The sequence below is a fragment of the Enterobacter cloacae complex sp. I3 genome, assembly GCF_014896175.1.
GTDB lineage: Bacteria > Pseudomonadota > Gammaproteobacteria > Enterobacterales > Enterobacteriaceae > Enterobacter > Enterobacter bugandensis.
Window position 1 is genome coordinate 122,961 of record NZ_JADBQZ010000014.1, and the last position, 19,367, is coordinate 142,327.

The window sequence follows — 19,367 nt, forward strand, 5'->3', positions numbered from 1 at the left end:
CTTTGCAGAGCGCGGGAACGCTGGCGTTAAACGCCGATACCCTGGAGCAGCAGGGCACGCTGAGCGCGAAAGGCGATGCGAACGTCACGGCGCAGCAAACCCTGCGTAACGGCGGCAGCCTGCTGGCTGACGGCGCGATGAACGTGACCGCAGGCTCTCTTGAACAAAATGGCATCCTGTCCGGCGCGACGGCGCTGACGGCGCAGGCCGATACCCTGACCAGCGGTCAGGCATCCCGTACCACCAGCCAGGGCAACGTCCAGCTTACCGCGACCCGCAGCGCCAGCCTGAACGGGCAGACGGACGCGGCGGGAGCATTAACCGTTTCCACCAGCGATCTGATCACCGATCGGGATGCCCGCCTGCAGAGCGGGCAGGCGCTTACCCTTCAGGCGCAGAATGCGACGCTGAACGGCACCCTGGCGGCGAAAGGGGCACTGTCGGTGACCGCGGGCACGCTGGTGCACGCCGGGAAATCCACCGGTAACACCCTGAATTTTAATGCGACCAACGACCTGACCAGCAGCGGGGAGCTTGCCGCCGGTACGATCGGCCTCAGCGGACAGAACATCCTCCACTCCGGCGTCGCAAAAGCGGACCGCATGACCCTGACGGCAGCCGACCGCATCACCACCCGCGGTTCGCTGGTGGCCGATAGCCTGTCGCTGGACGGTGCGTCGGTGGAGAACGGCGGCCTGCTGCAGGGAACCACCCTGCTCAATCTGAAGACCGGATCGCTCGCGAACCTGACCGGAGGCTCGCTCTACAGTTCGCAGGATTTAACGCTGAATATCCCGATGCTGAATAACAGCGGGCTTATCACCACCGACGGCACGCTGCGCATTAAAGGCGACACGCTGACAAACCAGGGTGAAATCAACGGCGTCAGTCTGAGCAGCGATTATCTCAACCTGAGCAACAGCGGACGCCTGCTGGCGGACGAGCGGATCACGCTGAACGGCACCACGCTGGTCAACGCGGGCAATATTGCGGCCAGCGACCTGCACATGACGGCGAACAGCCTGCAAAACCAGGGCACCGTTCAGGGGGAAGATACCCTGACGCTTGGCGTGGCAGACATTACTAACCGTGGTGCGCTGCGCAGCAGCGGAACGCTGACGCTTAACGGCGACACGCTTGCCAACAGCGGCGAACTCAGCGCCACCGCGCTGCTGCTGAACCTGACCCGCCAGGCCGCCAACGATGCCGACGGCCGGGTGATTGCCCGTGACGGCCTGACCCTGAATGCCGCCAGCCTGACGAACAGCGGGTTGATGGCGGGCACTGACGCCCGGTTCAACAGCGCGGCAATCACCAACGGCGGCACGCTGCAGGGAACCCATTCTCTGACGGCGACGGGGGCGCAGCTCAGCAACCAGCAGTCGGGCATGCTGCTCTCCGGTGGCGCGCTCGAACTGCACCACACCACGTTAAACAACGCCGGGCTTCTACAGGGTAATACCCTGAACCTGGCCACCGGCGAGTGGATCAATACCGGTAATGCGCTGGGGGAAACGGGCGTGACGGCGGCAGTGACCGGCGCGCTGACTAACAGCGGCAAGGTGCTCAGCCAGCAGGCGGTGGATGTGCAGGCCGGCAGCACCGATAACCGGGGCCAGCTGCTGGCGAAAGTGCTGACCCTGCGTGGCGACCTGCAGAACAGCGGCCTGCTTCAGGGCAGCGGCACGCTGGCCTGGTCCGGCGATACCTTCGTGAACCAGACTCAGGGGCAGGTGACGGGCGGCGAGACCCTGACCCTGAGCGGAAAAACTCTCAGCAATGCGGGCAGCCTGCAAGGGCGCAGCGCGACGCTTGGCGCAGAAAACCTGAGCAACCAGGGCAGCGTTCAGACGCTGGATGCCCTGACGCTTGCCGCGACCGGCAGGCTGGACAACAAAGGGGCTCTGCTCAGCCAGAACCTGTTTACGCTGACGGCGGCGCAGCTGTTTAACGACGGCCAGCTGGCCGGGAAAGCGCTGGCGGTGAACGCCGCGCAGCTGACCAACTCCGGCATTCTGCAGGGTAACGACGCGCTGTCGCTGACCACCCGCGCGCTGAGCAACAGGAATACCGGACAGCTGGTGAGCGGCAGCGACCTGGATTTAAACCTCGCCACGCTTGATAACGCCGGTCTGCTGCTGGTGGACGGCGGGTTCACCCTTCGGGGAAGTGACCTGACGAACCAGGGTGATATTCAGGCGCAGAGCCTGGATCTTGGCATGAGCAACACCCTGACAAATACGGGGAACCTCGTTGCCACTGACGATGTCACCCTTAACGCAACGACGCTGACCAACAGCGGCACGGCGGCGGGCAAAACGCTGACCGCAGGCGCAGCGGAGCTGCGCAACAGCGGCCTGATGCAGGGCAGCAACGCCGTTAACGCCACCGCCGATAGCTTTATCAACGAGCTGAACGGCAAATGGCTCTCCGGCGGCGGCTTCACGCTGAAGGGCGGACAGCTGATGAACGCCGGTACGCTACAGGGCGGTACGCTGGGCATGACGGGTAGCACCCTGAGCAACAGCGGCACGGTGAACGGGCTGATGGGGCTCAGCGGCACGCTCAGCGGGACGTTAACGAATACCGGGCTGCTGCAGAGCGGCGGCGCAACGACCTTCAACGCGGATACCCTGGCGAACCCGGGGCGCATCATGGGCGGCACGCTGTCCCTCAACGCTCGCGATCTCAACAACGGCGGGCTGATGCAGGGAATGAACGGCCTGGCGCTCACCGGCACCACGCTGACCACCGGGGCAAACTCGCGCACGCTTTCCGGCGGCATGCTGACGCTGGACGCAGACCAGCTGACCACCCAGGGCACGCTGCAGGGGAACGGCGCAGACATACGCGCTACCGACTGGTCGCACAGCGGGTCGCTGCTCAGCCAGGGAACGCTGACGGCAAACGCAGGCGGTACGCTGACCTCAACCGGCTCGCTGATGAGCCAGGGCGGGGCGGACATCACCGCCCGGACGCTGGATAACCGCGGGCAGCTTCTCAGCGAGGATAACGTCACGCTCGGCGGCAGCACGCTCAAAAACAGCGGCACCGTGCAGGGGAATAGCCTCACGCTGGGTCAGAGCAGCATTAACAACCAGGGCACTTTAACCGGCCTGCAGAGCCTGACCCTGCAGGGGCAGCAGCGGCTGATGGCGCGCATGGCGATGGCCGCGCCCCAGCAGGAACTTATTAACGGCGCAGGCGGCAAGCTGCTCACCCAGGGCACCCTGACGATAACGTCCGGTGCGGTAACCAACGCCGGAAGCTGGCAGGCACAAAACATTCTGCTTAACGGCCAGTCGCTCACCAACAGCGGCGCGGTGCAGAGCGCCGACGCGCTGCAGATGACGCTGGCCGACACGCTCACCGGGACCGCAGGCAGCAAGATTACCGCGCTGGGCAGCGCGACGCTGCAGGCTGCCACGCTGGTGAACCAGGGGCAATGGGCGGCGAAAAACCTGACGCTGAAAAGCGGCACGCTTAGCAACAGCGGCGCCATCAGCGGCGTGAATGGTCTGACCCTCAGCCAGACCGGCGCGGTGAGCCAACAGTCATCCGGAACCCTGCTCTCCGGTGGGGCGCTGAACGTCACGGCGGCGTCCGTTACCAGTGACGGGAAGATTCAGGGGGGCACGCTCGGTATCACCACCGGGGCGCTCACCAACGGCGGACGTCTGCAGGGCGATAACGGCGCGACGCTGGCTCTCAGCGGGACGCTGACCAACAACGGCGGGGGCGAAATCGTCAGCCGCGATGGCCTGACGCTGACCACACCCACATTATTTAACTACGGCCTGATCCAGGGCGGCGGCGAGACGCGCGTGACCGCCTCCTCGCAGGCGCGTAATGATGGCAGGCTGCTTTCCGGCGCTCGCCTGACGCTCGGCACGCCGCAGTTCACCGGCACCGGCTGGCTGCAGGCCACCGACCTTATTCTTAATGCGGCAAGCGCCACCAACGGCGGTACGTGGGTGGCCGATCGCGCCACGCTGACCGGCACCACGCTTGCCAGCCAGGGCACCACCCAGGCGGGAGAGCTGACGGTTAACTACGGTCAGCTGAACAACAGCGGCACGCTGCTCGGCAACGCGCAGCTAAACATTAATGCCGACCAGGTGACCCAGAGCGCGGGCGGCAAGCTGCTGAGCGGCGGCAACCTGTGGCTGCAGAGCAAGGGGCTGGACGTCGTTGGTCAGCTGGTCTCTCTGGGTGATTTAACGCTGCAGCTGACGAACGCGTTTACCAGCAAAACCGCCGTGGCGGCGGGCAGAACCCTGACCATCAACAGCGGTAGCGACATCGATAACCGCAGCGTGCTGCAGGGGCATGCTGTCAACCTCAATGCGGGCGGGCAGCTTAGCAATAACGGACAAATTACTACCGGCGCTGGTGCCAGCACCCTCTCCGGCAGCAGCGTGGCGCTGAACGCTGCGGGCTCGGTGCAGGGCGGGGGCGACATTACCGTTGCCAGCCGGAGCAATATTACCGTCGACGGCTTCACCGGCACGCGCGGCTCGCTGACCCTCAGCGCGCCGGGCTCCATCGTCAATACCGCGCTGCTGTACGCGGCGCATAACCTGGCGCTGTTTGCCGACAGCATCACCAACCAGCGCGGCGACATTATGGCGGGGAACAACCTGTGGATGCAGCGGGATGCGGCGGGGAATGCCAACAGCCAGGTGGTAAACACGTCGGGGAATATTGAGACGCAGAATGGTGATATTACTGTTAAAACCGCTAATTTGCTCAATCAACGTGCCGGATTAGCAACATCCACAACCACCAGTTCGTCGCCTGCTTATGACTGGGTAGGTCAGGCAACTGTAGACATACCCGTGTCGGTTCTCGGAATCGATACGCTTGTTCAGGATAGCTACAGCACTTATACCCATGATGGTTCAGGTACATGCGGGGGAGTTCCCTGTTTCATGTATGAGGACACGCATTACTACTACAGACCGATTACAGGTTATGAAACGCGTAAATATGCGTTGAATCAGACAGCACAGGTTGTAAATGCTGAAGGTGGAAGCGCTCGTATTTCTTCAGGGCGTAACCTGACTATCACTGCCGCAGAGTTGAACAATCAGGCGAGTGCAATCCTGGCGAATAGCAATATTACGCTTGCAGGAAACACGCTGAATAATCAGAGCTATCAGAGCGGAACTTATACAGAATATGCTGTATATAAATATGTCAGCCCCTCATATGGCGGGGGTTCTCCTGGCTCCTACTCTCCAACCCATCGCAATACTTACTACGACAATGACGTAACCTATGTATTAGATGGGCATGTCACAGAAAGTGAAAATGGTGAAACATTCCGCGCCGTCATCCAGGCGGGCGGCAACGTCACCGCAAACTTCACCAGTAACATCAGCAACACCAATACCACCGCTAACGCGGGCGGCGTCAGCAACGTTATCTCCACACCGTCCCTGAACACCCTCAGTAACCAGACTATCGGCAGCGGAGTGCAAAAACAGGGGCTAAGCAATACCGGCACCGTGGCGGTGAATTCGCCGCAGTGGAACGATCAGCTCCAGGGTGCGCTACAGCAGCTTAACGGCGGCGGGGCGCTGGAAAACAGCGGCACGTCCGGCACGTCTCTCAGCAACATTGCCACCACGCAGAAAGGCAACGCCAACCTCGGCCAACTGGGTGCACTGGCGAACGCCGGGGCCACCACCGCCGATCTCAAAACCGCTCAGGGCGGGGCTGTCGGGCATTATCAGGGCCAGCGCGTCGATACCAGCGCTTACCCGCTGCCGTCGGGCAACAACGGCTATTTTGTCTTCTCTGACAACCCAAAAAGCCCGTACCTGATCAACATCAACCCGAAACTGAACGGCCTGGGGCAGCTCGATCCCGCCCTGTTTGCCGATCTGAACGCCATGCTCGGGGTCAAGCCGTCGTCCAGTGCGCCGCAGGAGACGCGGCTGGCATTTACCGACGAGAAGCAGTTCCTCGGCTCGTCTTACATGCTCGGCCGCCTCAACCTGAACCCGGACTACGATTACCGCTTCCTGGGCGATGCGGCGTTCGATACCCGCTATGTTTCCAACGTGGTGCTCAACCAGACCGGCAACCGCTACCTGAACGGCATCGGCTCCGATCTGGATCAGATGCGCTATCTGATGGACAACGCCGCGGCGGCGCAGCAGTCGCTGGGCCTGCAGTTTGGCGTCTCGCTGACCGCCGATCAGATTGCCGCGCTAGACCACAGCCTGCTGTGGTGGGAGAAAGCCACCGTCAACGGCGAAACGGTGATGGTGCCGAAACTCTACCTGTCGCCGAAGGACGTCACCGTCAATAACGGCAGCGTGATCGCGGGCAACAACGTCACCCTGAAGGGCGGCAGCATCACCAATAGCGGCAGCTCGCTGCTGGCGAATAACAGCCTGACGCTCGACAGCCAGAACAGCATCAGCAACCTCAACAGCGGCCTGATGAAAGCGGGCGGCGACCTGAACCTGAGCGCCATCGGCGATATCAATAACATCAGCTCCACCATCAGCGGTAAAACGGTCGCGCTGGAGAGCCTGGACGGCAGCATCAACAACCTGACCCAGGTTGAACAGATTGATATCAACGCCAAAGGGAAATACAGCAACATTGGCCTGAAAGACACGCTTCTGGGCAACACGGCGTCCATTACCGCGCAGGATGGCCTGTCGCTTGAGGCGGGGAAAAACATCACCGTGACCGGGGCGAACCTCGCCTCCGGCGGCGACATGCTGCTGAACGCGTGGGGCGATATTGCCGTCAACGCGAATCAGATCAACGACGCGTACAGTTCCAGCCGGGAGAAAACCAGCCGCTCATCCGTCACGTATCAGGGCAGTAACGTCACCGCAGGCGGCAACCTGCTGGTGAATGCCGGACACAACCTTGACGTGACCGCCAGCGACCTGAAGGCGGGCGGCAGCGCGGGGCTGAGCGCGGGCAACGATCTCAACCTGAACGCGGCACAGACCAGCGAAAGCAGCCGTAAAGGGAAAAGTGAGTCCCACAGCACCGGGCTTGACCGTACCACGATTTCCGCAGGCGATAACCTGGTACTGAAGGCCGGGCAGGATATCAATGCCCAGGCCGCCGCGCTGGCGGCGGAGAAAAACGTCGGGCTGCAGGCGGGTCGCGACGTGAATCTGGCTGCGGAAGAATCCACGCAGGGCGACAGTTATAGATCTGGGAAGAAAACCGTTATTAACGAGTCGGTACGTCAGCAGGGAACCGAGATCGCCAGCGGGGCGAATACGCAGATCCTCGCCGGGCGCGATGTCACCACCGAAGCCGCGCAGGTGACGGCGAAGGGCGATATCGGCGTGGCGGCAGGCCGCGACGTCAGTCTCGATACCGCAACCGAAAGCGATTATCACTACAAAGAGGAGACCAAAACCAAGAAAGGTTTCCTGAGCAAGAAAACCACTCACACCATCGAGGAGAACAGCGCGACGCGTGAATCCGGCTCATTGCTGAGCGGCGACAGCGTGCAGGTGGTGGCGGGCAATAACCTGCTGGTGAACGGTTCCGCCGTGGCGGGCGATGGAGATGTGCAGCTTAAGGCGGGCAACAACGTCGATATCGTGGCGGCCACCAACAGCGACACCTCCTGGCGCTTTAAGGAAGAGAAAAAATCCGGCCTGATGGGCACGGGCGGGATTGGCTTCACCATCGGCAGCAGCAAAAGCACGCACGATCTCCGTGAGAAGGGCACCACCCAGAGCCAGAGCTTCAGTACGGTGGGGTCGACGGGCGGTAACGTCGCGATTTCTGCCGGAAACCAGGCCCACATTGGCGGCGCGGATCTTATCGCCGGGAAGGATTTAAGCCTCAGCGGCGACAGCGTCATCATCGAACCGGGGCATGACAAGCGCACCCGGGATGAAACCTTTGAGCAGAAGAAAAGCGGGCTAACCGTGGCGCTCTCCGGCACCGTCGGTAGCGCTATTAACAATGCCGTGAGCGCGGCGCAGGAGACCAAAGAGCAGAGTGACGGCCGCCTGAAAGCCCTTCAGGCCACCAAAACGGTGCTGTCCGGCGTGCAGGCCGGGCAGGCAGCGGATATGGCGGCAACCACCGGCGACCCGAACGCAATGGGTGTGAGCCTCTCGCTGACGACCCAGAAGTCGAAATCACAGCAGCACGCTGAGAGTGATGCGGTGGCAGGCAGCACGCTGAACGCAGGCAACAATCTCTCCATCACCGCGAACGGTAAAAACAACGGCGTGAACAGCGGCGATATTGTGATTGCGGGCAGCCAGCTGAAAGCCGGGGGCGACACCATGCTGGATGCACAGAACGACATTCTGCTGTCCGGCGCGGCGAATACCCAAAAAACCAGCGGCAAGAACAGCAGCAGCGGTGGCGGTATCGGTGTAAGCATCGGTGCCGGAGGTAGCGGCGCGGGTATCAGCGTATTTGCCAACGTCAACGCCGCGCACGGCAAGGATAAAGGCAACGGGACCGACTGGACCGAAACCACCATCGACAGCGGCAAAACCGTCACCCTTAAAAGCGGGCACGACACCGTGCTCAACGGGGCCCAGGTTAACGGCGATAAAATCGTGGCAGATGTCGGTCACGACCTGCTGATGCGCAGTCAGCAGAACAACAGCGACTACGACAGCAAGCAGACCAGCGTTGCGGCGGGGGGCAGTTTCACCTTCGGCACCATGTCCGGTTCAGGCTATATCAACGCCAGCCAGGACAAGATGAAGAGCCGCTTTGATTCGGTGGCCGAACAGACCGGGCTGTATGCCGGGGACGGCGGATTCGACATCACCGTGGGACATCACACCCAGCTTGATGGCGCGGTTATCGCCTCTACCGCCACGCCTGATAAAAACAGCCTCGACACCGGAACGCTGGGCTTCAGCGATATCCACAACGAGGCGGACTTTAAAACCTCGCACTCCGGTATCAGCCTGAGCGGCGGCGGCAGCTTCGGGGATAAATTCCAGGGCAACCTGCCGGGCGGCATGATCTCCGCTGCGGGTAATAAAGGCCATAAGGAAGGCACCACGCAGGCCGCTGTGGCGGAGGGCTCCCTCACCATCCGCGACAAGGCAAACCAGAAGCAGGACGTGGCCGATCTGAGCCGCGACACCGAGCATGCCAACGACAGCATCAGCCCGATCTTCGACAAGGAGAAAGAGCAGAACCGCCTGAGCACAATCGGGATGATCGGCGATATTGGCAGCCAGGTGGCGGATATTGCCAAAACCCAGGGTGATCTTAACGGGCTGAAGGCGGCACAGAAAGCATCCGGTGAGACGCTTCCCGCAAATGCGACAGAGGAACAGCGCCAGAACTATCTTGCGAAGCTGCGTAATACCCAGGCATACAAAGAAGAGATGGTGAAGTACGGAACCGGCAGCGATCTGCAGCGTGGTATCCAGGCGGCCACGGCAGCGCTTCAGGGACTGGCGGGCGGCAATATTGCCGGTGCGCTGGCGGGGGCATCGGCACCGGAGCTGGCGCATATGCTCAAATCTACCGAAGGCGATCCGACCGTCAATACCGTTGCGCACGCTATTCTGGGCGGGGCTGTGGCGGCTCTCCAGGGGAACAGCGCGGCAGCGGGAGCTGCGGGGGCCGCGTCAGGGGAGCTGGCTGCGCATGCTATAGCCAGCGTGCTCTATCCGGAAGTGAAGGACCTGTCGAAACTGAGTGAAGATCAAAAGCAGACGGTCATTACGCTGGCTTCAGTATCGGCGGGGATGGCGGGTGGATTGGCGGGAGGGAGTACGGCTTCGGCAACTGCTGGAGCGCAAGGGGGAAAGAACGCGGCTGAGAATAATGCAACCTCCATTCCGCTCCCCTCCGGCCTTGATAACTACATGAACGCCGTGGGGTCATGGAATCAGTATGCTGAAAGCCAGGGCTTATCCCTGGAAGAAAAACAGGCCGGTCTGGATAAACTGGCGAAAGGCGACTTACCTGAAGGCGCTAACATCACAAAAGTGATTGTCGAAGGTTACCAGGATGGGGTAATGATCGGAGCTGCCTGGTATTTAGGGCCTGCGGCATCCGTGGGTAAAGTTGTTGGCGGGGGAGTGATTGCGGAAATCGCCAACGGAGGGTACCAGTGGTTTAGTCTGAGTCAGCCTGGCAATGAAAATAAATCATGGGATTATAAAAGCAGCATTAGTGCTGGCGTAGGAGGAATGCTTGCTCCGGGAAGGAATACCTGGCAAAACGTCGGCATAGCTATGGGAGGGGCATTCTTTACTGATGGCCCAGATACGGGATCGCTTATTGGTTCAGCATTAGGTTCATGGGCTGGCGGTAAATTCGGTGAGCTGGCACCTTTCCCTGGGGAAGTTAATGACCTGATTGGTGGTTTGGGAGGGGAGTTAATCGGCGATAAAGTTAAGGATAAAGTTAATGGCAAATAAAAAGACGTTTCACCGGGCTACGTTTTTGGTTTTTCTGCTTAGTACCCTTTATTACGGCGTATGTTTTTTTGCACTTATTTTTATTGTAAACAATGTGCTGATCGAGTTTATAAGCTCTGGAAAGATTGATTTTTCATCAAAATCATTAAGTTATTTGTCTGTGGTGAGCGCTATTGTTGGCGTCGCCGCAGGCGCCAGAGTATGGCTCTTTGCAAAGATAGATGAACGCAAAGCGAAAAGATCATCCTCAGTAGATCGCCACTAATTGACAGGCCCATCCGGGTTGTATGGACATTTGATATGCCTGGGAAATATTCTTTCCAGGCATAACTTCGCTACAAACGAGACCTTCCTGACGATTTTTTTCTTACCGACTACCCCAGCCTCTCCACCCTCGTCTCCCCCTCCGCCATCGACAGCTGATACAGCGAAAACGATCTGTGCTTCTCAATCAACGTCGCCAGCTCCGGCGAGTGGCTGGTGAGCCAGATCTGCGAGTAGCGGCTGGCCTCGGCGATTAAGCTCGCCAGCGCGGGCAGCATCTGCGGGTGCAGGCTGTTTTCCGGTTCGTTTAACGCGATAAACGCCGGCGGGCGCGGACTTAACAGCGCCACCGCCAGGCACAGAAAGCGCAGGGTGCCGTCAGAGAACTCCGCCGGTTCCAGCGGCCTGCTCAGCCCTTCGCGCTGCATCATCATGCGAAAACGTCCGCCGCTGTTGTCGCTGTAAAACACGCAGCCGGGGAAGGCCTGGTCGAGGATGCGCATCAGCAGCAGCTCGTCGCCAATCTCCACGATGGTCTGAAACGCCGCTGCCAGGTTGGCGCCGTCGCTGGCCAGCACCGGGGAGCGGAAACCGACCTGCGGAGCGCGCATCGCCGAGCCGATTGATACAGAAAACTCATGATAAAAGCGCCAGTTACGCAGGGACTCGCGCATCTGCGACACTTCCGGGTAAAGGTGCGGCTCCCCGAGCTGCCCGAATACCGATTCGTTCTCGTACAGCGTGCCGCTGTGGGTCACTTTCTCGTGATGCACGTTGTTCAGAAATACGGCCTGATTCCTGCGCTTCATCAGCTGTGACGAAGGACGACGGTGCTGGCCGCTCAGCCAGATGGACTCCTCTTTGATCACCGGGTCGAGCTGAAACTGTGAGGGATACGGCAGCTTCTCCACAAAACCGACCTGCAGCTCGTATTCGTAGGTCTCAGTTTCTACCGCCAGATTCATCCGCCGCAGCTGGTCGCTGCGGGTTTTGCCTGCCCAGAACACCTTCAGAATGCCGCCCTCGTTCGCCAGCGCCTGGGAAAACTGCCCTTGCGCGGCGCTGTGCATCAGGTGTATCGCCTTGTAAATATTGGATTTCCCGGTACCGTTCGGCCCGAAGACGATATTGAGCTGCTCCAGCTCCAGCGACATCTCGCGGATGGAGCGGTAGTTTTGAATGTGCAGGGTGTGGATCACAGGCAGGCCCCTTTTGCAGAATAAGCCTGTATATAATCACAGTCTTTAAGATGAAATGCAAAAAAGAGACGACAGTGAGGATGTCGTCTAAACGGGGTACTGCTTTGGGCCTCTATGGGTCAATGGGGCCTTCGCATTTTTTTCATCACTTGACTGCCAGACGCAGACCCAAATCATCAGGATAGGGATCAAAGTAGTTTTGCGTCATCAGATACCGGTCGGGGTATTCGGCCAGGTAGTGCTTCAGCAGCGTGATCGGCGCGAGGATAGGCAACTGTCCGTTGCGATAATGCAGGATCACATCGCGCAGCTCGCCGCGCTGGCGGGTGTTGAGTTGGTTACGGAAATAGCCCTGAATATGCATCAGCACGTTGGTGTGATTCTTCCGCGAGGCGGGTTTTTTCAGGATGGTCATCAGCTTTTCCCGGTACGCCACGAAGAAAGCGTCCAGGTCTTCCCACTCGTGCAGCGAGGCAACGAACGGGCCGATTTCGCGGTAACCCGCCTGATGGTGCGCCAGCAGCTGAAGCTTATAGCGGCTGTGGAAGTCCAGCAGCGCGCGGCGCGTGAGGCCATTTTTACGTAGCGTGTTGAGTTCGTGCAGCGCAAAAACACGTTCGACGAAGTTTTCCCGCAGCACCGGGTCGTGCAGGCGTCCGTCTTCTTCCACGGGCAGCCACGGCCAGGTTTCAAGGAGAGCGGCGGTGAACAGCCCGACCCCCTCCTTGCGGCCCCGGTTGCCGTTTTCATCGTACAGCCGCACGCGTTCCATGCCGCAGCTTGGGGATTTTGAACAGACAACAAAGCCTGCGAGATCGCCGATTTTCGGCAAATAATCTGCCGCAAAGTCGGCCATTTTCCGCGTTACATCTTCGTGAGGCGCGTGGCTGAAGCGCATCTGCGTTTCTCCGTCTGTCGTGACGATCAGACGCAGCGCCGGGCGAGGCGTCGGCAGGCCGATGGCCATCTCCGGGCAGACGGGCCTGAAATTCACCCACTGGGCCAGCTCATCCATGACGAAACCCATACGCTTGTGTCCGCCGTCAAAGCGAACGGCGGATCCGGTCAAACATCCGCTAATACCGAGCACAGGTTTCGTTGTCATGGTGTAGTCCTCCCGTTCATATAACTAAAACTTACACAACATGACTAATTTGTCCAAGTATTCGCGGAACTATTTTTTATAATCCTTTAAAATCAATGCCTCTTAACTGCCCTTGTAGGTCGAGTAGCCGTACTGGCTAAGCAGAAGTGGAATGTGTAGCTTCTCGTTGGTGCGGGTCACGGTAAACAGCACCGGGATCTCCGGGAAGAAGGTATCCAGCTTTTTGCCGTGGAAATACTCTGCGGTTTTGAAGGTCACTTTGTAGACGCCAGGCTGCATGTCCTGATCCTGCGGATAGAGCGATTTGATACGGCCATCGTGGTCGGTTTTGCCGCTGGCAATCGGGGTCCATTTGTCCTGCTGCTGCTTCTCCAGCGTAACGGTAACGTCTGATGGCGGCATTCCGGTTTGCTGGTCAAGAATATGGACGCTTAGCGTGCCGGCAGGGGCGCTAAAGGCGGCAGGGGCAAAGGCCATCGAGGCCAGGATCAGCAGAGGGGCAGTTTTTTTCATGGTGTTTTCCTGTTGAGTTATTCGTCACAGGAAAACGTTAGCATCTGCGGCGCGGGAAAATATTCAACTTTTCGTGAAGATTCCCGCAGGAGAAAATTATCAGAGGATAATCACTTCAAGCGATACCTGCTGCTGCCACTGCTCCACCTGCTTTTTCCGCCCGGCGGTGAGCTTGCCGCTGGTGACCAGCAGCCATTTCCGCTCCGGGAAAATCTCCGGTGCCAGCGCGTCAGGGGGAACCGGCAGGATGTCGATGCGGTGGCCCTGCCCGGTGCGCGTTAGGGCTTCGAGCCAGATCTCGCATGGGTCGTTCAGGTGCCAGCCGCTGAGCAGAATATTGTCGCCCGGCGCTTTTTTATCGCCTTCGAGGCAAAACGAGGTGTAGGCGATGATGATGCCGTCGAGGATCGCGCGCAGGGTCATGGCGGCGGCAACGTTGGCCGAGACCTGGCTGCGCAGCGGACGCAGTACGTTCGCGACCAGTTCCGGCCTTGGGTACTCGCGTCCGGCGTCGTATATCATCTGGCGCAGGGACTCGACTTTGCCGTCCTGCAGGCGTTGCAGCATGCTCTGCTGCAGCGTTTGCCAGTTGTTGGTCCGCCCCGGCGTCGGGCGCTCCAGCAGCGGCTTGACCTGGCCAATCGGGACGCCTTTTTTTACCCAGTCGAGGATTTTGAGCGCCTGCTGGACGTCCTCATCGCTGTACTGGCGGTGTCCACCTTCCGTGCGCTGGGGCTTGAGTAAACCGTAGCGACGCTGCCACGCCCGCAGGGTGGTGGCGGTGATGCCGCTGAGTCTGGCGAATTCGCCGATGGAGTAAGCCATGTCCGTGTCCAGGGTGAAGGAATACTCTCAATATACTACGAATTTTCCCGAACGGGATGAAGCGCCAAAACGGTGCACTACACTTAACATCCAACCGTGCAAATGAAAGGAATTCTCATGAAGCTATGGCCTGTTGTGACCGGTGTTGCGATTGCCCTGACGCTGGTCGCCTGTAAATCCCCCACGCCGCCGAAAGGCGTGCAGCCTATTACCCACTTTGACGCCAGCCGCTATCTCGGCAAATGGTACGAAGTCGCCCGTCTGGAAAACCGCTTTGAACGCGGTCTGGAGCAGGTCACCGCCACCTACGGCAAGCGCAGCGACGGCGGCATCAGCGTGCTTAACCGGGGTTACGACCCGGTGAAGAACAAGTGGAACGAGAGCGAAGGGAAAGCGTACTTCACCGGCGAGCCGACCACCGCCGCGCTGAAGGTCTCCTTCTTCGGCCCGTTCTACGGCGGCTATAACGTCATTAAGCTGGACGATAAGTACCAGTACGCGCTGGTCAGTGGCCCGAACCGCGACTACCTGTGGATCCTGTCGCGCACGCCGACCATTCCGGATGCGGTGAAGCAGGATTACCTCAACACCGCGCGCGGCCTGGGGTTCCGGGTTGACCAGCTGGTGTGGGTGAAACAATAAAAATCGTGCTTTCTTCCTGGGGCGTTACTGGCTCGCCTGGATAGACTTCGGTTAAAAGCCTAACGGGGGGAAGACGACATGAACTGGCAGCCTTTTCGCGGCGATGCGCCGGAAAATATGACGATTTTCAGCGCGTCATTTCCCGGCGTCAGCGACCAGTGGCCGATGAGAGACGATGCTGCCCGTGAGATCGCTTCCCTCGACCGTGCGCTGAAAGCCGAGCCAGCGCTCCGGCCGCCGCGTGTGGAATACGACGAGAGCGGGCAGGCCGTGCTTGTCACGCAGAATCGCTATTCGGAACAGGCCTTCCGTAACCGTCCGGCGCTCACCGCGTGGCGCACCCGGCTGGTCCCCTCCGCGCTGGCGCTGTTCGTGGTGCAAAACCCGCTGGAAGAGCGCCTGCCTGACGGAACAAAAATGGACAGCGACAGCCGCCAGTGGTTTATCCACGCGAACGATGCGGTTGGCGTCCGTTCCCGCGCCCGGGTGCTGGCCGCGCTGGTGGATAAATACATTCGCAATGCGAGCGAGAACAACTGGGTCAGCCTCGCGAGCGGCGCCGCCATTCCGGTGCTGGAGGCGCTGCGCGAAGCAAAGCTTGACGGCCAGCAGGTCTATCTCACGCTGGTGGACAAAGACCCCGTGGCCCTCAGCTGGGCCGAAACCATGGCGGCGCAGGAAGGCATTGTGGTGGGCGAACAGCTGACGCTGCTCAGGCGGAACCTGCTCCATACGCTGGTGCGTAACGAGGACCTGCTGCTGGAGCTGGGCGAGCATCAGGCCGAACTGGTCGACGCGCTGGGGATTTTCGAATACTTCAACGATACCGATGCGGTGATTTTCCTTCAGCGCGCGCTGCGTCTGGTCAAGCCCGGCGGCGCGGTGATTGTGTCGAACATGCTCACCAGCAGCCCGCACATTGACTTTGTGCTGCGCGGTATCGGCTGGGAAGATATTCACCCGAGGACGCTGCAGCAGCTGCAGGATATTCACCTCGCGGCGGGCGTGCCGGTGGAGAACGTCACCGTGGTCGTGCCGAAGGACGGGGTGTACGCGGTGATGGAGATTAGGGTTTAGCGCGAACGGTGTGGGGTGACAAACCGCACAATCGGTTCCCTCTCCCTGTGGGAGAGGGTTAGGGTGAGGGGGGGAACAGGCCGCAACAATATTCACCGTTCCTCAGTTGTTCGGTTAAACCGAATAACTGCCATGAAAGATTGACTCGTTTCCGTGTCCTCATTCCCTAGTGATGATTCTTGCTTGTCATGATCTATCTTCTGCCCAGTTTCCTGAATCAACTTCCGGGCCATTTCCCTGATACGCTCTCGGCTTTCAGGTGTACGAGAGTTTATAACTGCATTTAAGGTCTTCAGTTTATTGCCTCCATGCTTCTGGACACTTGATTTAATCGCCACGCTCTATAATGATCCCCCCATGAAAATAGAAACCGCACTCCCCTCACACTTCGAACGTCTGGTCGCTATCTGGGAATCCTCCGTCCGCGCCACTCATCACTTTTTACAGGAAAGCGATATTGCGGCGCTGCGCCCGTTATTGCTTAACGCCTATCTGCCAAACCTCAAGGTCGTGATGGCCCGCGGTGATGCAGGCGTTATTCACGGCTTTTTAGGCGTGGATCAAAACCGCATTGAAATGTTGTTTGTTGACGATGCGAGCCGCGGGAAGGGCGTCGGGAAATTGCTGCTGCAATACGCTATTGCAGAGTTCGGCGCGAACGAAGTGGACGTGAATGAGCAGAACCCGCAGGGCGTCGCGTTTTATCGCCATATGGGGTTTGAGCAGGTCGGACGCTCGGAACTGGACGGGCAGGGGAATCCGTTTCCGTTGCTGCTTATGCGGTTGGGCGGGCAGGTTTAACGCCCTCTCCCTCTGGAGAGGGCGTCTGCAAGCTAGTTACTGGTAATTTGCCCGATGATTACGCCACGCACTTTTTCGCCATCGAAGTAATACGAGACCGTATTACTTTGAATGAATCCGTTCTGTACTGGCGTCTCTTGGTAAAAAAGCATCGCTTTCTTTTTGGCGATCTCTTTCTTGCCGAACAATTCGACTAAATTCCCATGCGTCGCATTTAATAATGGAACATTAGCGACTGAGACTCTGACAGGTTCCGTTGTTTTAGCACACTCGTTATGGATGCCATCTTTGGCTATAACTAGCGCAGTTAACAATCCTGCACCCATTTCGTTATCCGAGATGAACCAGTAATTTGTGCCATCGTTGTCATGAAGGCAGACCCAACGAGCGGAACTGTCTTTATTGACTGGTGTGCTGGTGATATCTGACAGGTGAGTAACCTCCATTTGCACGGTTTTCTTACCGATGGTGATGATTGGAGTAAGGGGCATCGTTGTTGAAATTTCCGTCAGCGAGCCGTCTTCATCGTAATATCGGGTCGCGAAGCCGGTCATTTCCGTTGCTGAGACGTGCGAACTGACTGCAACGAGTAATGGCAATAAACAAAATAAATGCTTCATTTGACAATCAATACCGTATCGTTGCTTTTCCAGATACTCCTTCTGGCACTCAGGGGAGCAATGATGCAGCCCTCAGAAGAGTCGTCGGGGTGCAAACTGCTTTTACCATGTATTTTAAATGAGTCCCTACCACACATATCATTTGTCGAGTAGGGCGTGAGGCTGAGAGTATATTTCCCAGTATGGGCTGAATTATGAGGGGACCCAATAGTGTAGGTACCTCGTGGCAGCGGTCCGCTGTTTTTTACACATTCTTGTGACGGATCGTTTTTGTAACCACTTGCTCCTGCGTAATCTGCATCAAATTGGTAGACACCGTCCAGATAAAATTTATGCTCTTTTACATCATATTCCCAAGACATATTTTCTCCTTAAGCGCGTTCTTTCCAGGTATCAGAGTGAATGATGTTTCCATCAATGTAATGCCATGTGATTTTTTCATATGTCAGATCTACATATTCATGGTGTGTATAGTGTTCGTTTTGCGGATGTTTAATATCAAACATGACAGGTTCAATTTGAACAACTCTTGCGTTTTCTAAAGTTGTCTTAAAGTAAGCCTCTTCAAGTCCGTTATAGTTGATCCTGTAAAATATAAACTCTGCTTTTTTTAGTGTTTGTCCAGTGCACAAGGCTTTGAATAGATAAGAGGATGATGAATCAATCTCTTTCATGAATGCATAGGTACTACAAATGCGTTTTGCTGTGATTTTCCCGGAGGATTTATCTACAGGTTGTTCTATTGAATGCATAAATTCAATCACTTCTATTGAGCCTTCGCGATCTTTTATATCGACAGATCCATTAATCCTCCGGCCTGAATCATCCTCAAGCCATAAGTAAACAGGTATAGCCATCTCAATCTCCTTTTATAGACTGAGGGAAGCTACTCTTCATTATGGATTTAAATTGTGACTTTCATTTCAAAATAGAAAATAAAATATGGAAGTGGGACTTAAAATTGCTCTTTACGACGTATAAGTTTCTCAGATGGGTTTTTAAAGATTATAACGTTGAATTATGATTTCGTTGCCATCGTAAGATAAATGCTAACTTAAAATAGCATCAGGTATTGAAATGATGAATGTCATCAAATATTGAACTTGTAAGTTAGCATTACATGTTGGGTTCGATTGCTTTTTGGAGGTTATGGAAGAAATCTGGCATTCCATATTGTTTTTTATGTTGGCTGCATACTCAGCAGCCAACGGGATAACAGCAGGAACAATTATGATAATTGCAGGCTCGCCAGTGTGCTCTCGATCTGGCATAACTTTGCTTTAGTGCGTTTGTAATCGTCCAGAATCCTTTGCTCCTGTTCGTTATACGCCACCAGAACGATGCACCCTTTCATCACCTTTACCGTGACCTGCTGTCCGGTGTCAAAACCTGCTGCGCGCAGCCACTTGCCGGAAAGAATGATTTTCGGCGTGGATTTGTCGAAAACATTCGGGCGGTATCCCACAATTAACGAACGCTCGGTTCCGGATTGGTCGGTGTCTGGGGTAGAATGCGAATCAGCCATAATCAACTCCTTGATAGTTGGTGAGGTTAGACGCCCACTAGTGCTCCAACACTTCTGGGCGTTGTCAGAATTCAAAATCCATGTGGTAGGTACCACGTGTAGATAAATTAACTGAAGTGGTACCTACCATGCAAGAGAAAAAGAAACCAAATTTTGACCGTACCAAAAGCACTATGAAGAACATCCGGTTCGAGGACGAGCTTTTGGAACAGATTGAGAAGGCGGCAGGGAAAGGGAATTTTAGTAAGTGGGTGAAGGAGGCTTGTAAATTAAGGCTCAACAAGCAATAGAGCATACATCTATAACTGGTATGAATAAGTCTTTCAGTGAAGTGCTGTTTATATAAACAGCATTGTTACTCATCTCTAATCGTTGTAGATTAATCAATTAAAA

Annotated in this window: 14 protein-coding genes; 6 read left to right on the forward strand and 8 right to left on the reverse strand. The window is 57.3% G+C overall.

Features of this window, described 5'->3' with window-relative positions; translation table 11 throughout:
• Positions 1 to 137 precede the first annotated feature (137 nt).
• Positions 138 to 10,403, forward strand: coding sequence for a hemagglutinin repeat-containing protein (locus IM271_RS12940; protein ID WP_370532091.1), 10,266 nt, complete (start codon positions 138 to 140; stop codon positions 10,401 to 10,403).
• Positions 10,393 to 10,668: a hypothetical protein gene (locus IM271_RS12945; protein ID WP_193052694.1), complete on the forward strand. Its 276-nt coding sequence runs from the start codon at positions 10,393 to 10,395 to the stop codon at positions 10,666 to 10,668. Before IM271_RS12940 ends, IM271_RS12945 begins: the two co-directional genes overlap by 11 nt.
• 109 nt (positions 10,669 to 10,777) lie before the next feature.
• On the opposite strand, the gene IM271_RS12950 is transcribed toward IM271_RS12945, so the two are convergent.
• The 4 genes from IM271_RS12950 to IM271_RS12965 form a co-directional block, all read right to left on the reverse strand.
• A complete protein-coding gene (locus IM271_RS12950; RefSeq protein WP_193052695.1) occupies positions 10,778 to 11,866 on the reverse strand; it encodes an AAA family ATPase in 1,089 nt (362 codons plus the stop codon).
• A gap of 145 nt (positions 11,867 to 12,011) precedes the next feature.
• A complete protein-coding gene (locus IM271_RS12955) occupies positions 12,012 to 12,971 on the reverse strand; it encodes a DUF523 and DUF1722 domain-containing protein (protein WP_193052696.1) in 960 nt (319 codons plus the stop codon).
• Positions 12,972 to 13,073: 102 nt separating this feature from the next.
• Positions 13,074 to 13,484 carry a hydroxyisourate hydrolase gene (gene uraH, locus IM271_RS12960; protein ID WP_069733374.1) on the reverse strand — a complete coding sequence of 137 codons (411 nt, stop codon included), beginning with the start codon at positions 13,482 to 13,484 and terminating at the stop codon, positions 13,074 to 13,076.
• Between the two features lie 99 nt (positions 13,485 to 13,583).
• Entirely contained in the window at positions 13,584 to 14,309 is a 726-nt protein-coding gene (locus IM271_RS12965) for a MerR family transcriptional regulator (RefSeq protein ID WP_028014996.1), read from the reverse strand.
• Positions 14,310 to 14,426: 117 nt separating this feature from the next.
• On the opposite strand from IM271_RS12965, the gene IM271_RS12970 reads away from it, so the two are divergent.
• From IM271_RS12970 to IM271_RS12980, 3 genes are all read left to right on the forward strand, one after another.
• Complete coding sequence (locus IM271_RS12970; protein ID WP_193052697.1) at positions 14,427 to 14,951, forward strand: lipocalin family protein; 525 nt, start codon at positions 14,427 to 14,429, stop codon at positions 14,949 to 14,951.
• A gap of 78 nt (positions 14,952 to 15,029) precedes the next feature.
• Positions 15,030 to 16,028, forward strand: coding sequence for a class I SAM-dependent methyltransferase (locus tag IM271_RS12975; RefSeq protein ID WP_193052698.1), 999 nt, complete (start codon positions 15,030 to 15,032; stop codon positions 16,026 to 16,028).
• Positions 16,029 to 16,385: 357 nt separating this feature from the next.
• Positions 16,386 to 16,829, forward strand: a complete 444-nt coding sequence (locus IM271_RS12980) for a GNAT family N-acetyltransferase (protein WP_192979465.1) — start codon at positions 16,386 to 16,388, stop codon at positions 16,827 to 16,829.
• 32 nt (positions 16,830 to 16,861) lie between these two features.
• Here IM271_RS12980 and IM271_RS12985 read toward each other — a convergent pair whose 3' ends face one another.
• The 4 genes from IM271_RS12985 to IM271_RS13000 form a co-directional block, all read right to left on the reverse strand.
• Positions 16,862 to 17,449 (reverse strand): hypothetical protein, encoded by a 588-nt coding sequence (locus IM271_RS12985; RefSeq protein ID WP_226858982.1) that lies wholly within the window; start codon positions 17,447 to 17,449, stop codon positions 16,862 to 16,864.
• Positions 17,446 to 17,811 (reverse strand): tlde1 domain-containing protein, encoded by a 366-nt coding sequence (locus IM271_RS12990; protein WP_072051083.1) that lies wholly within the window; start codon positions 17,809 to 17,811, stop codon positions 17,446 to 17,448. Before IM271_RS12990 ends, IM271_RS12985 begins: the two co-directional genes overlap by 4 nt.
• A gap of 9 nt (positions 17,812 to 17,820) precedes the next feature.
• Positions 17,821 to 18,306: a type VI secretion system tube protein TssD gene (locus tag IM271_RS12995; protein WP_069733370.1), complete on the reverse strand. Its 486-nt coding sequence runs from the start codon at positions 18,304 to 18,306 to the stop codon at positions 17,821 to 17,823.
• A gap of 371 nt (positions 18,307 to 18,677) precedes the next feature.
• Positions 18,678 to 18,974, reverse strand: coding sequence for a SymE family type I addiction module toxin (locus IM271_RS13000; RefSeq protein ID WP_069733369.1), 297 nt, complete (start codon positions 18,972 to 18,974; stop codon positions 18,678 to 18,680).
• A 128-nt stretch (positions 18,975 to 19,102) separates the two neighbouring features.
• Between IM271_RS13000 and IM271_RS13005 the strand changes: the two genes are divergently transcribed.
• A complete protein-coding gene (locus IM271_RS13005; RefSeq protein WP_065419814.1) occupies positions 19,103 to 19,264 on the forward strand; it encodes a YlcI/YnfO family protein in 162 nt (53 codons plus the stop codon).
• Positions 19,265 to 19,367: the final 103 nt, after the last annotated feature.